12 protein-coding genes and 1 pseudogene are annotated in these 14,205 nt (G+C 67.0%); all 13 read right to left on the bottom strand.

The window, feature by feature from the left end; genetic code table 11:
* Positions 1-1,833, bottom strand: a 1,833-nt coding sequence (locus ACK42S_RS09565; RefSeq protein ID WP_409706212.1) for a Tex family protein, incomplete at its 3' end; no start/stop codon positions are given.
* A 108-nt stretch (positions 1,834-1,941) separates the two neighbouring features.
* On the bottom strand, positions 1,942-3,477 hold the full coding sequence (locus tag ACK42S_RS09560) for a tripartite tricarboxylate transporter permease (protein WP_409706209.1): 1,536 nt from the start codon (positions 3,475-3,477) through the stop codon (positions 1,942-1,944).
* 19 nt (positions 3,478-3,496) lie between these two features.
* Positions 3,497-3,943, bottom strand: a complete 447-nt coding sequence (locus ACK42S_RS09555; protein ID WP_409706206.1) for a tripartite tricarboxylate transporter TctB family protein — start codon at positions 3,941-3,943, stop codon at positions 3,497-3,499.
* Between the two features lie 182 nt (positions 3,944-4,125).
* Positions 4,126-5,034 carry an SDR family oxidoreductase gene (locus ACK42S_RS09550; protein ID WP_409706203.1) on the bottom strand — a complete coding sequence of 303 codons (909 nt, stop codon included), beginning with the start codon at positions 5,032-5,034 and terminating at the stop codon, positions 4,126-4,128.
* Positions 5,035-5,063: 29 nt separating this feature from the next.
* Positions 5,064-6,719 (bottom strand): isovaleryl-CoA dehydrogenase, encoded by a 1,656-nt coding sequence (locus tag ACK42S_RS09545; protein WP_409706215.1) that lies wholly within the window; start codon positions 6,717-6,719, stop codon positions 5,064-5,066.
* A 41-nt stretch (positions 6,720-6,760) separates the two neighbouring features.
* Positions 6,761-7,786: an NADP-dependent oxidoreductase gene (locus tag ACK42S_RS09540; protein ID WP_409706200.1), complete on the bottom strand. Its 1,026-nt coding sequence runs from the start codon at positions 7,784-7,786 to the stop codon at positions 6,761-6,763.
* A gap of 21 nt (positions 7,787-7,807) precedes the next feature.
* Entirely contained in the window at positions 7,808-8,263 is a 456-nt protein-coding gene (locus ACK42S_RS09535) for a PaaI family thioesterase (protein ID WP_409706197.1), read from the bottom strand.
* Between the two features lie 8 nt (positions 8,264-8,271).
* The gene (locus ACK42S_RS09530; protein WP_409706194.1) at positions 8,272-9,060 is read right to left on the bottom strand and encodes an SDR family oxidoreductase; all 789 of its coding nucleotides are present in this window, start codon (positions 9,058-9,060) and stop codon (positions 8,272-8,274) included.
* Positions 9,061-9,186: 126 nt separating this feature from the next.
* Positions 9,187-9,459: pseudogene (locus ACK42S_RS09525) on the bottom strand (Dabb family protein); the annotation flags it as partial.
* Positions 9,456-9,662, bottom strand: a complete 207-nt coding sequence (locus ACK42S_RS09520; protein WP_409706191.1) for a hypothetical protein — start codon at positions 9,660-9,662, stop codon at positions 9,456-9,458. The pseudogene ACK42S_RS09525 and the gene ACK42S_RS09520, both read right to left, overlap by 4 nt.
* On the bottom strand, positions 9,662-11,497 hold the full coding sequence (locus ACK42S_RS09515) for an acyl-CoA dehydrogenase (RefSeq protein WP_409706188.1): 1,836 nt from the start codon (positions 11,495-11,497) through the stop codon (positions 9,662-9,664). Before ACK42S_RS09515 ends, ACK42S_RS09520 begins: the two co-directional genes overlap by 1 nt.
* A 22-nt stretch (positions 11,498-11,519) precedes the next feature.
* The gene (locus ACK42S_RS09510) at positions 11,520-12,695 is read right to left on the bottom strand and encodes an acetyl-CoA C-acyltransferase (protein WP_409706185.1); all 1,176 of its coding nucleotides are present in this window, start codon (positions 12,693-12,695) and stop codon (positions 11,520-11,522) included.
* 38 nt (positions 12,696-12,733) lie between these two features.
* Positions 12,734-14,205 (bottom strand): 3-hydroxyacyl-CoA dehydrogenase NAD-binding domain-containing protein (locus ACK42S_RS09505; RefSeq protein WP_409706182.1); only part of this gene is annotated, 1,472 nt, incomplete at its 5' end.

Raw genomic sequence — 14,205 nt, 5'->3', positions numbered from 1 at the left:
GAAGGCTTCGGGCTTGAGGCTGCGGATCACATCGGCGCGGCCCATCACGTCGTGGATGGGTTTGCCGAGGTGCTGGAGCATCCGCTCCACGACGGGGTAGGTCTCGGGATGCACGCCGGACATGTCCAGCGGGTTGTCGCCGTCACGGATGCGCAGGAAGCCCGCGGCCTGCTCGAAGGTCTTGGCGCCCAGGCCGGCGACTTCCAGCAGTTGCTGGCGATTGCGGAAGGCGCCGTGCGTATCGCGCCAACGCACGATGCTGGCCGCCACACTGGCGCTCAGGCCCGACACGCGTGAGAGCAGCGGCGCCGAGGCGGTGTTGAGGTCCACGCCCACCGAGTTCACGCAGTCCTCCACCACCGCATTCAGGCTGCGTGCCAGCTCGGCCTGGTTCACGTCGTGCTGGTACTGGCCCACGCCGATGCTCTTGGGCTCGATCTTCACTAGTTCGGCCAGCGGGTCCTGCACCCGGCGCGCGATGGACACCGCGCCGCGCAGGCTCACGTCCAGATCAGGCAACTCCTTGCTGGCGTACTCCGAGGCCGAATAGACCGAGGCCCCGGCCTCGCTGACCACAACTTTGTCGATCTTGGTGCCGGGGGCCATCTGCTGGATGCGCTTGATCAGGTCCGCCGCGAGCTTGTCGGTCTCGCGGCTGGCCGTGCCGTTGCCGATGGCGATCAGGTTCACCCCATGGGTGGCGCACAGCCGGCCCAGCGTGTGGATGGCGCCGTCCCAGTCGTTGCGGGGTTCGTGGGGATAGACGGTGGCGGTGTCCACCACCTTGCCAGTTTCATTGACCACGGCCACCTTCACGCCGGTGCGGATGCCCGGGTCCAGCCCCATCACCACGCGCTTGCCGGCCGGTGCGGCCAGCAGCAGGTCGCGCAGGTTCTCGGCAAAGACCTTGATGGCCACCATCTCGGCCTGCTCGCGCAGGCGCGAAAACAGGTCGCGCTCCAGGCTGAGGCTGAGTTTGACCTTCCAGGTCCAAGCGATGGTCCTGCGGATGAGGTCGTCGCTCGGCCGCCGGGCATGACTCCAGCCCAGGTGGCGCGCGATGCGGCCCTCGGCCAGCGTGGGTTGACCGGGCACGACGTCCTCATCGAGCACCAGCTTGGCGTCGAGGATCTCCAGCGTGCGCCCGCGGAAGACGGCCAGCGCTCGGTGCGAAGGCACGGTGCGGATCGGTTCTTCGTAATCGAAATAGTCGCGGAACTTGGCCACGTCCGGATGGTTCTCGTCCTTGCCAGCCATCAGACGCGACTGGAAGAGCCCCTCTTCCCACAGCCATTCGCGCAGCTTGCCCACCAAGGCGGCGTCCTCGGCCCAGCGCTCGGACAGCAGGTCGCGCACACCGTCGAGCACCGCATGGGCATCGGCAAAGCCCGCATCGGGGTTGACGAAGGCGGCCGCCTCGACCAGCGGCTCCAGCGAGGGGTCGGCAAACAGCCGGTCGGCCAGCGGCTCCAGGCCGGCCTCGCGGGCGATCATGCCCTTGGTGCGTCGCTTGGGTTTGTAGGGCAGGTACAGGTCCTCGAGCTCCTGCTTCGTGGGGGCGGTCTCGATGGCGGCCTGCAGTTGCGGCGTGAGCTTGCCCTGCTCGGCAATGCTCTTGAGCACCGCGGCGCGGCGCTCCTCCAGCTCGCGCAAGTAGGCCAGTCGCACCTCGAGTTCGCGCAACTGGGCGTCGTCAAGGCCCTCGGTGGCCTCCTTGCGGTAGCGGGCGATGAAGGGCACCGTGGCCCCGCCGTCCAGCAGCTCGACGGCCGCGCGGACCTGCGACGGCCGCACCTTCAGCTCGGTGGCAATCTGTTGAAGGATCTTGTCCAAGTCGGTACAGGCTGGCAAAAGGAAACCTAGCAGTTTGCCATAGGCGTACCGGACGAAATGGAACGGCCCGCCAAGGCGGGCCGGACGGGAACTCGTTGCGCCAGACGCTCAGGTGGACTGGGTCGCGGCAGAGGTGCCCGCGGCTTCCTCAGCGCGCTCCCGGGCCGTGCGCTTGACCACGCCCCAGATGCTCCAGACCAGCAAGCCGACACCACAGGCCAGCAGGGTGGCGCTGATCGGACGTTCGACGAAGACCATGGGGTCGCCGCGCGACAGCAGCAGGGCTCGCCGCAGGTACTCCTCCATCATGGGCCCCAGGATGAACCCCAGCAGCAGGGGGGCCGCCTCGAAACGCAGCACGCTCATCGCATAGCCAATGGCGCCGATGATGGCCACCATCACGATGTCGAAGGTGTTGTTGTTGACGCTGTAGACCCCCAGGCTGATGAAGACCAGGATGGCCGGATACAGCACGCGGTAGGGAATGCGCAGGATGCTGACCCACACCCCGATCAGCGGGATGTTGAGGATGAGCAGCATGATGTTGCCGATGATGAAGCTGACGATCAGGCCCCAGTACAGCACCGGCTGCTCGGTGATCATCAGCGGGCCCGGCTGGATGCCATGGATGATGAGCGCCCCGAGCATGAGGGCCATCACCGCGTCGCCCGGAATACCCAGCGACAGCGTGGGAACGAAGGCAGTCTGCACCGCGGCGTTGTTGGCCGACTCCGGCGCCGTCACCCCCTCGATGGCTCCTTTTCCGAAACGCTCGGGCTCCTTGGCCACCTTCTTCTCCAGGGCGTAGGACATGAAGGAAGCAATCGAGGATCCCGTGCCCGGCAGCGCGCCGAAGAAGCTGCCGATGCCCGAGCCGCGCAGCATGGGGGCGATCGAACGCCTCCAGTCTTCCTTGGTGGGCATCATGGAGCGCATGGTGATGCGCTCGGCTTTGCCCTCACGACGGATGTTGTTGATGCTGGCAATCACCTCGGACACGCCGAACACACCCATGGCCAGCGCCACGAGGTTGATGCCGTCCATCAGTTCAGGGATGTCGAAGTCGAAGCGCGGCACACCCGAATTCACGTCGGTGCCCACCATGCCCAACAGCAGGCCCAGCACCACCATCGAGATGCCCTTGGCCGGCGACCCCGAGGCGAGTGTCGACGCCGCAATCAGGCCAAGCAGCATCATCGAGAAGTACTCGGCCGGCCCGAACTTGAGGCCCAGTTCGGAAATCGAGGGGGTGAACAGCGCCAGTATCACCAGGCCGATGAACGCGCCCACGAAGGAGGCAATGGTCGTCATGAAGAGAGCCACTCCGGCCCGCCCCTGCTTGGACATGGGATAGCCGTCCAGGCAGGCCACTGCAGCTGACGGTGTGCCCGGCAGGTTCAGCAGGATAGAGGCCGTGGAGCCGCCGTAGCAGGCACCGTAATAGACGCCTGCCAGCATGATGATGGCCGCCCCGGGAGGGATGTGGTAGGTGATGGGCAGCAGCAGCGAGATGGTCGCCAGCGCGCCGATGCCCGGAAGGACGCCCACCAGGGTGCCCAGCAGCACCCCGATGAAACAGTACATGAGCGTGACGGGGGCGACGGCTGCGTCGAAGCCTGCCGCGAGGTTTGCAAAGATCTCCATGGTGCCCTCCCCGTTGGCTTCAGGCGTTCCACCACCACAGCGGCAGGACCATGTTCAGTCCCACGCTGAAGACCAGCACTGTGAGAACCGTGACGCCGGCACTCATCAGGGCTCGGCCCTTCCATGTGATGTCGCGGTCGGCCAGACTGGCCACGAAGGAGGCGAGGAAAGTGGCCGCGACCATTCCCAGTGAGCGCAAGCTGAACGCGAACAGCAGCAGCGCGGCCATGACGAAAAGAAAGTTGCCCAACTGGATCTTGACCGGCGGTCCTTTGCGAAAGAGTGCCGGCAGGGCGACGAGCACGCCAAGAACGGTGAGCGTCCAGCCCAGCACCGTCGGGAAGTAGCCCGGCCCCATCCGGGCGGCCGTGCCAAGGTCGTAGCGTTGCGAATAGAGCGCAAAGAACAGTCCGACCGCACTGAGCAAGACGCCGCCGATCAGATCCTGGAGGTCTTTGTGTTTCATGCCGTTTCCAAGGAAGCGGGTTGAGAACACAACGCCCTGTGTTGTTCTAGGCTCTGAACGTTGTCCGAGCCAGGATTACAGCCCGGAAAAATGTATTGAAGCCTACGTAATTGCGCTTAGCTGCGCTTACCAGCTTGCCCAGACTCCGCGGCCTTGTGGCTTCGGCCACGGCTTCGCGGAGATCAGCCCATGGCCTCCCGCAGTGCAGCACGCAGCTTGTCGCCGATCTCCGGGCGCGCTTCGAAAGGATCGCTGGGATTGCGTGCGAGCATGACGTCCTCGAGACGCTTTTGCACCATGCCCAGCGCCTGCGGGTGGCTGTAGATGTAGAACTGCCGCGCGCGCACGGCGGCCAGGACCTTGGCTGCCACCTCGGCCGCGGTGACCTTGCCCGAGGTCACGGCCTTCTCGCTCATCGCGCGGGCAATCATCTGGCTGGGGGTGGGCGGGGTGCCGCGGGCCTGCGGCGGGCGGTTGCGGTCGGACTGGTGGATGCCGGTGGGCACGAAGTACGGACACAGCACCGAGGCCGTGACCTGGTCGGTGACGAGGCGAAGGTCCTGGTACAGCGTTTCGGACAGGCTGACCACCGCGTGCTTGCTGACGTTGTAGACCCCCATGTTGGGTGCGTTGAGCAGGCCCGCCATGGAGGCGGTGTTGACGATGTGGCCCTCGTAGGTGGCATCGGCGCGCGCGGCCTGCAGCATCATCGGCGTGAAAACCCGCACGCCATGGGCCACACCCATCAGGTTCACCCCGAGCACCCATTCCCAGTCTTGCACGGAATGCTCCCAGATCAGACCACCGGCGCCCACCCCCGCGTTGTTGAACACGAGATGCGGGGGGCCGAAGCGCTCGAAGGTGGCGGCCGCGAGCGCCTCGACCTGCTCGGCCCGGGAGACGTCCACGCGGTGGGCCAGCACCGGGGCCCCCAGGGCCTGCACCTCGGCGGCAGCCAATTCCAGTGCATCAGGCTGCACGTCGGCCATCACGACGTTCATGCCCTCGTGTGCCGCCAGACGGGCCAGTTCGAGGCCGAAGCCGGAGGCCGCGCCGGTGAGCACCGCCGTCTTGCCTTTGAGTTCCTTCATGCTGTCTCCTGAGAATGTGGGTGAAAGGGTCATGCGGGTGCCGCACGCTGCAGCAGGTGTTCGAAATCGGCGCGAGCCGGCAGGCAGCCGTAGCTCAGGCCCGGCGAGCCGTCCAGCCGGGCGGCGACGAAGGCTTCGAAGACGAAGTCCGGGGCATGGCGGCGCAGCAAGGCGGCCTGCACGGCCAGGGCCAGGTTCTGCGCGAGCCGGCGGGCTTCGTGCTCGTCCACCACACCTTGCAGCCGGTCGAGCACGCGCGCTCGGGCCGCGTCGCACACCGGGCTCACGCCGGCCAGCGGCTCGAGTTCGGCGGCGACCGCAGCGGCCACATCCGGGCCGGCGCGCTGCAGCACGCGCAGCAGGTCCAGCGCCATGATGTTGCCGGCGCCTTCCCAGATGGAGTTGAGCGGCATCTCGCGGTAGATGCGCGCCATCACGCCCTCACCCCCCTCTTCCACATAGCCGTTGCCGCCCAGGCACTCCATGGTCTCCTGGGCAAAACCGCTGCCGCGCTTGCAGATCCAGAACTTGGCCACCGGGGTGAGCACACGGCGCATCAAGGCCTCGAAGGGGTCGTCCTGGCGGTCGAAGGCCCGTGCCAGCCGCAGGCTCAGGGCCGTGGCGGCCTCGCTCTCCAGCGCAAGGTCGGCAAGCACATTGCGCATCAGGGCGTGCTGCACCAGCGGCCGGCCAAAGGCTTGGCGCTGGCGCGCGTGGTGCAAGGCCAGCGAAAGCGCCTGGCGCATCAGGCCGGTGGTGCCCAGGGCGCAGTCCAGCCGGGTGAGCGTGCCCATCTCGAGGATCTGCGGCACGCCGCGCCCCTCTTCGCCCACCAGCCAGGCTTGCGCCCCGGTGAACTCGACTTCGGAGCTGGCGTTGGCCTTGTTGCCCAGCTTGTCCTTCAGGCGCTGGATGCGCAAGGCGTTGCGCCGGCCGTCGGGCAGCACGCGGGGCAGGAAGAAGCAGCTCAGGCCCGCCTCGGCCTGGGCCAACACCAGGAAGGCGTCGCACATGGGTGCCGAGAAGAACCATTTGTGGCCCACGAGCCGGTAGCAGCGTCCCCAGGGGGTGTCGGACTCGAAGCTGGCACGGGTGGTGTTGGCCCGCACGTCCGATCCCCCCTGCTTTTCGGTCATGCCCATGCCCATGGTCACGCCGGTCTTGTCGCGCAAGACCACCAGGCGCGGGTCGTACTCGGTGCTGGTCAGGCGGGGGAACCAGTCGGCCAGCACGGCCGGGTTGCCGCGCAGCGCGGGTGTGGCGGCATAGGTCATCGACACAGGACACAGCACCGAGGGCTCGAGCTCGGTGAAGAGCATGAAGCCGGCGGCGCGCTCGACGTGGGCACCAGGGCCCAGCGCCCACGGCCTGGCATGCAGGCCATGAGCGATGGCCGTGCTCATCAGCGTGTGGTAGCTGGGGTGGAACTCGACCTCGTCGATGCGACGCCCCTGACGGTCGTGCGTGCGCAGAACGGGCCCATGCACATTGGCCCAGCGGGCATGCGCCTGCATCGCGGCCGAACCGGCCACAGCGCCCAGCGCCCTGAGCCGGTCTTCGGCACCGGCCAGAGCCCCGGCCGGCAGGTGCACGGCCAGCCCCTCGCGCAGCGGTAGGTTGCCGTCGAAGAGGTTGACGTCAACCAGTGGGGAGCTCTGGTTGACGACCTCGTGGGTGAGGGTCATGTCGTCCATGGCGTGCCCCTCGCGGATGAAACGGATCGTCCTCAGACGAGCCGGACCAACTGCTTGCCGAAGTTACGCCCCTTGAGTAGGCCGATGAAGGCCTCGGGGGCGCTCTCCAAGCCCTGGGCGATGCTCTCGCGGTACTTCAGCCGGCCGCTGGCCACCAGGGTGCCGAGCTCCTTGAGCGCCTCGGGCCAGACCTCCATGTGCTCGCTGACGATGAAGCCTTCCACGCGCAATCGCGAGGTGAGGATCATCTGCGGATGCCGCAGCGGGATGGGTTCGCCGTTGTAGCCGGCGATCATGCCGCACACGGCGATGCGGCCAAAAGCGTTCATCTGCAGCAGCACCGCGTCGAGCACCATGCCGCCGACGTTCTCGAAGTGCCCATCGATGCCGTTTGGCGTGGCCTCGCGCAAGGCGGCATGCAAGGACTCCAGCGTGGGATGGCGGCGGTAGTCGATGCAGGCATCGAAGCCCAGCTCTTCCACCACGTATCGGCACTTGTCAGGCCCGCCGGCAAAGCCGACCACGCGACATCCGCGGCTCTTGGCGAGCTGGCCCACGGCACTGCCCACGGCGCCGCTGGCCGCGCTGACGGTGATGGTCTGGCCGGCGCGCGGTTCGCAGATCTTCATCAGGCCGTACCAGGCGGTCACGCCGGGCATGCCCACGGCGCCCAGGTAGGCCGACAGCGGGATGTGGGTGGTGTCGACCTTGCGCAGCACGCCGGGCCGCGTGGCATCGACGACGGCGTACTCCTGCCAGCCCCCCATGCCAACGACCTTGTCACCCGCCGCATACTGCGGATGCCGCGAGGCCACCACCTCACCGACGGTGCCGCCGATCATCACTTCGTTCAACGGCTGGGGCTGGGCATAGCTCTTGCCCTCGCTCATGCGTCCGCGCATGTACGGGTCCAGCGACAGATAGTGGTGCCGCACCAGCACCTGCCCCTCGGCCAGCGCGCCGGGTGCCGGCAGGGGCGCCTCGACGAGGCGGAAGTTGTCGATGCTGGGCTCGCCCTGGGGGCGCGACACCAGCAGGATCTGGCGATTGACGGTCATGGAGGCTTCCTCGCAGGGGTTTCAGTCGGAGCCGTCCCCATCCAGGCGGCGCTGCAAAGGCTTGACCTCACGCGCGCCCGTGGGCAGGGCTCTGACGTATTTGAACGTGCCGGTGGCGTGGGCCGCCAGCGTCCCGTCTTCACGATAGACGCTGCCTTCGCAGAACGCCAACGTGGCGGTACGGTGCTGCAGTGTGCCCACGGCGCGCAGGCGGCCCTCGCCGGGGCGCAGGAAACTGGTCTTCATCTCGATGGTGACCACACCGGGGCCGTAGTGGGCCGCCGGATCGTTGACGCTGCGTGCCGCATGGGCCATTACCACGTCCAGCAGGGTCATCAGGGCGCCACCGTGGGCCACGTGAAAGGAATTGCAGTGCTCGTCGCGCAAGGCAAAGCCGATCTCGGCCTGCCCGTCGGCCATGCGTACGAGTTCGAAGCCCAGGGCCTCGACGAAGGGGATGCGGACGGGAAACTGCATGGCCCGGCTCAACCTCCCGTCAGTGCCGAGACGCCGCCGTCGACCGCGAGGATCTGGCCGGTGATGTGCTTGCCCGCGCGCGTGGCGAACAGCAGCGCCGCGCCCTTGAGATCCTCGTCGTCGCCCAGGCGCTGCAATGGCGCGTGGGCCGCCAGCGTGTCCGCCCCCACGGCTTCGAGCGTGCCGCGTGTCATCTTGCTGGGGAAAAAGCCCGGCGCGATGGCGTTGACCGTGATGCCGTAGCGCCCCCATTCGCAGGCCAGCGCCCGGGTGAAGTTGATCACGGCTCCCTTGCTGGTGTTGTAGGCAATGGTGCTCATGATCGTGGGCAGGTGCCCGCCCAGCCCGGCGATCGAGGCGATGTTGATGATGCGGCCTTGCCGGCGAGGGATCATGCAGCGCTTGCCGATGGCCTGGGTGAGCAGGAAGACCCCGCGGATGTTCAGGTTCATCACCTTGTCCCAGGCCTCGATCGGATGGTCCTCCGCCGGCGCGCCCCAGGTGGCCCCGGCATTGTTGACCAGCACATCGACCGGACCGAGTCGCTGCAGGGTTTCGTCGACCAGGCGTTGGATGTCGCTCTCCTTGGCACCGTCCGCGGCGATCCAGCGGGCGTCGATGCCGCGGTCTTGCAGGTGGGCGACGGCCTCCTCGAGCTCAGGGGCCTTGCGGGCGCTGAGCATGATCTTGGCACCGGCTTCGCCGAGTGCCTCGGCAATCTGCAGGCCCAGACCGCGGGAGCCGCCGGTGACGAGGGCCACACGGCCGCTGAGGTCGAACAGGGATGACACGCTCATGATGGAAGGGTTCTCAACTCGGGGTTTTCGCGCAAGGAGGCGGGATCAGAGGGCGCCGGGCGCGGTAGGTGCAAAGGACAGGTCTTGTGCCAGGTCGACATCGGCCAGGCCTGGCGCCAGGCTGGGATAGTCGAGCACCACGCGCTCGGCACGCAGCCCGGCAAGCTGCGCCCCGACGGCCTTGTGGTGCGGGTGATTCTGATAGGCGTCCAGCGCCGCCTGATCGACGAAACCCGAGACAAGCACCACATCCATCGACGCCTCCAGCCGAGGGGTGCGGACGCCGACCTCCCATTCCAGGATGCCGGGCACGACGGACTTGCATGAGTCCAGCAGGTCCTTGAACTTCGGGGCATCGGCCGGATCGTGCAGTCGCCACATGACGATGTGTCGGATCATGGTTCGTTCTCCTGGGAAGGGCCTTTCATCCGGGCACGCACGAACACCAGCACCCCGCCGGCCACCGCACACGCCGCGCCTGCCAGCATAAACCCAAGCCCCAGGGCCCAGGCACGATCGGACACGAACCACCCCAGCACCGCTGCCAACAATCCCCCGTAGATGAGCAGCCAGGCGGCTGCCTCGACCTGCCCCGGCCGCATCACAGCGCCTGTGGCGACAGGTCCAGGCAGGTGCGGTCGCGCGAGGCGACCACGCCCAGCCAGGCTTCGATGCGGGGCAGCTCGTAGCGGTAGAAATAGCGGGCCGCCGCGAGCTTGCCGTCGACAAAGTCAGGAGCGAGCCGGTCCCGGCAGACCAGGGCACAGCGCGCAACGTCCAGCCAGATCCAGGCCAGCACGACGTGTCCGAAGGCCTGCAGGTAGGGTGTGGCATTGGCGAGGGCCTCGTCGGGCTGAGCGCCCGCCCAGGCCGCGCGCGTGGCCGCGCCCAGACGCGCCAGCGCCTGACCGAGCGCCTGCGCGGGCTCGGTCAGTGGCGGGAGGGCGCCGGCAGCGGTGATGCTGGCCTGCATGCGCTGGCCCAGCAGCTTCAGCCCACGCCCGTCGTCCATCAGCACCTTGCGGCCCAGCAGGTCCAGGCCCTGGATGCCGTGGGTGCCCTCGTGGATCATGTTGAGGCGGTTGTCGCGCCAGTACTGCTCGACCGGGAAGTCGCGCGTGTAACCATAGCCGCCCAGCACCTGGATGGCCAGGCTGTTGGCCTCCAGGCACCACTCGCTGGGCCAGCTCTTGGCGATCGGCGTGAGCACTTCCAGCAATAACCTTGCCTCGTCGGCTGCCGTGCTCTCGCCGGTGTGCTGTTCGTCCACCAGTCGGGCACAGTACAGCGCCAGGGCCAGCGCGCCTTCGCAGTAGGCTTTCTGGGCCAGCAGCATGCGCTTCACATCGGCATGCTCGATGATGGGCACGGGGGGCGAAGCCGGGTCCTTGCCGGTTGGCCCCACCGGTCGGCCCTGCGTACGCTGGCGCGCATAGTCCAGCGAGGCGAGGAAGCCCGCATAGCCGAGCATCGTGGCGCCCAGGCCCACCCCGATGCGGGCCTCGTTCATCATGTGGAACATGCAGGCCAGACCCCGCCCGGGCTCGCCGACGAGGTAGCCGATCGCACCGGCACCGCCACGCACCGGGAAACGTCCTTCGCCGAAGTTGAGCAGCGTGTTGGTGGTGCCACGGTAGCCGCATTTGTGGTTCAGGCCCGCCAGCGCCACGTCGTTGCGTTCGCCGGTGAGTCGCCCCTCGGCATCGACCAGCCGCTTGGGCACGATGAACAACGAGATACCCTTGACGCCGGGAACGAGCTTTCCATCGGGGCCGGGGATCTTGGCCAGCACCAGATGGATGATGTTCTCGGTGATCTCGTGCTCGCCGCCTGAGATCCACATCTTGTGGCCCTTGAGCCGGTAACGCGGTCCCAGCGGATCGTCCTGGAAGTCCGGACCATCGGGCACCGCGCGGGTGGCGAGGTCCGACAGGCTGGAGCCGGCCTGAGGCTCGCTCAGACACATGGTGCCAAACCAACGCCCGGCAAACTCGTTGCGCGCGAAGACGGCCTTCTGCGTGGGCGAGCCATGGGCCATCAGCAGGCTGGCATTGCCGCTGGTGAGCATCGCATAGGCCCCCATCGAGACGCTGGACATCGAGAAGAAGCTGTTGGCCGCCATCTCGACCACGCAGGGCAACTGCATGCCGCCGATCTCGTAGTCCTGGGCGCAAGCGAGCATGCCCGATTCGGCATAGGCCCGCGCGGCATCATGCGTGGCCTGCGGGAGGTGGACCCGCTCACCGTCGAAACGAGGCTCCTCGGTGTCGGCCAGCCGGTTGTACGGGGCGAACTTCTCGCGGGCGATGCGCTCGCACGTGTCCAGTACCGAATCGAAGGTCTCGCGGCTGTGGTCGGCAAAGCGAGGCCTGGCGGTCAACGAGGCTGCATCGATCCAGTCATGCAGCAGGAAGTCGAGCGTGGCTCGCATGGTCATGGCCGCCCCCTTTTTTGCGGACTCAGAGCACCTCGAACACGCCGGCCGCCCCCATGCCACCACCGATGCACATCGTGATGCACACCTTCTTGGCACCGCGGCGCTTGCCCTCGATGAGCGCGTGGCCGGTCAGGCGCTGGCCGCTCACCCCATACGGGTGGCCCAAGGCGATGGCGCCACCGTTGACGTTCAGGCGGTCCATGGGGATACCCAGGGTGTCGGCGCAGTACAGCACCTGCACCGCGAAAGCCTCGTTGAGCTCCCACAGGTCGATGTCGTCCATCTTCAGTCCCAGGCGCTTGAGCACCTTGGGCACCGCAAAGACCGGGCCGATGCCCATTTCATCGGGCTCGCAGCCGGCCACCGCGAAGCCGAGGAAGCGACCCAGCGGTTGGAGCCCGCGCTGCTCGGCCAGCTTGGCGCTCATCACCACGCAAGCGCCTGCGCCGTCGGAGAACTGGCTGGCATTGCCAGCCGCGATGACGCCGCCGGGCAGCGCCGGGCGAATCCCGGCCACGGCCTCGTAGGTGGTGCCCGGGCGCAGGCCTTCGTCGGCACTGACGGTGACTTCCTTGGTGCGCAGGCCCATCACCGGGTCGGCCACGCCGGCGGTCACGGTGATGGGCACGATCTCGTCGCGGAACCTGCCGGCCTCTTGGGCCGCGCAGGCCTTCTGCTGGCTGGCGGCGCCGTACTCGTCCATGCGCTCGCGCGGGATCTTGTAGCGCTTGGCCACCTGCTCGGCCGTCTGCAGCATGCTCCAGTAGATCTCGGGCTTGTGCTGCATCAGCCAGTTCTCGCGAAGCATGTGCGTGTTGGCCTCGTTCTGAACGCAGGAGATGCTCTCGACGCCACCGGCTACGTAGACATCGCCCTCGCCGGCGATGATGCGCTGGGCCGCCATCGCAATCGTCTGCAGGCCGCTGGAACAGAAGCGGTTGACGGTGACACCGCTGGTAGTGACGGGCAGGCCGGCGCGCAGCGCGATCTGGCGGGCGATGTTGCTGCCAGTGGCTCCCTCGGGCGTGGCACAGCCCATCAGCACGTCATCGACTTCGGCTGGGTCGATGCCCGCACGTTCGACGGCGGCCTTCACCGCATGGCCGCCCAGGGTTGCGCCGTGGGTCATGTTGAAGGCGCCCTTCCAGCTCTTGGCCAGCGGCGTGCGGGCGGTGGAAACGATCACTGCATCGGTCATGGCAATTCCTCGGATGGCTTGTAAGGGTGCGGGCAGGCTCAGTTGAAGGTCTTGCCTTCAGCAGCCAGACGCGCCAACAGCGGGGCGGGCTGCCAGAACTGCGCATCGTCGTGGGGGTTCTTCGCAAAGCGCTTCATCGACTGCACCACGTTGAACAGGCCCACACTGTCGGCATAGCGCATCGGGCCGCCGCGGAACAACGGAAAGCCGTAGCCGGTGAGGTAGACCATGTCGATGTCCGAGGCCCTCAGGGCGATGCCCTCCTCGAGAATGCGAGCACCTTCGTTGACCAGCGCAAAGACCAGGCGCTCGACGATTTCCTCGTCGCTGATCTTGCGTGGAGTGATGCCCAGCTCGGCGCGGTGCTTCTCGATCATCTCGAGGACCACCGGCGACGGAATGGCCTCACGCTTGCCCGGCTTGTAGTCGTACCAGCCGGCGCCAGTCTTCTGCCCGAAGCGCCCCATCTCGCACAGCAGGTCGGCCGTCTTGCTGTAGCGCATGTGCGGCTTTTCGACGTAGCGGCGCTTGCGGATGTACCAGCCCACGTCATTGCCGGCGAGATCACCCATGCGGAACGGGCCCATCGCAAAGCCGAAGCGTTCGATGGCCTTGTCCACCTGCTCGGGTGTGCAGCCTTCTTCCAGCAGGAAGCCTGCCTGGCGGCTGTACTGCTCGATCATGCGGTTGCCGATGAAGCCATCGCACACGCCGGAGACGACCGCCGTCTTCTTGATCACCTTGGCCAGCTTCATCACGGTGGCCAGCACGTCCTTACCGGTCTTGTCGCCGCGGATCACCTCCAGCAGCTTCATGACATTGGCCGGGCTGAAGAAGTGCATGCCGATCACGTCGGCCGGCCGGTTCGTGAACGAAGCGATCTTGTTGAGGTCCAGCGTCGAGGTGTTGGACGCGAGGATGGCACCGGGCTTCATCACCTCGTCGAGCTTCCTGAACACCTGCTCCTTGACACCGATGTCCTCGAACACGGCCTCGATGACGAGGTCGGCGTCGCGGATGTCGTCATAGCTCAGCGTGGTGGACAGCAAAGCCATGCGCTGCTCGTACTTGTCCTGCTTGAGCTTGCCCTTCTTGACCTGAGACTCATAGTTCTGGCGCATCACTCCCACGCCCCGATCCAGCGCCTCCTGCTTCATCTCCAGGATGACCACCGGGATGCCGGCATTGAGGAAGTTCATGCTGATGCCGCCACCCATCGTGCCGGCGCCGATCACGGCCACCTTGCGGATCTCGCGGGTGGGGGTGTCCTCGGGCACATCGGGAATCTTGCTGGCCGCCCGCTCGGCGAAGAAGGCGTGGCGCAGCGCGGCACACTCCGGCGTGAGCATCAGGTTGAGGAACTGCTCGCGCTCGAAGGCCAAGCCCTCGTCGAAGCGTTGGGTGGTGGCTGCCTCCACGCAATCCACGCACTTGACCGGTGCCGGGAAGTGGCGTGCCATCGCCTTGACCGTGTTGCGGGCGAACTGGAAGTAGCCCGGGCCCTGGGCAT

It is taken from the genome of Caldimonas sp. (assembly GCF_046289365.1).
In the GTDB taxonomy this organism is placed as follows: domain Bacteria; phylum Pseudomonadota; class Gammaproteobacteria; order Burkholderiales; family Burkholderiaceae_C; genus Caldimonas.
This window is presented reverse-complemented; position numbering and strand designations above follow the sequence as displayed.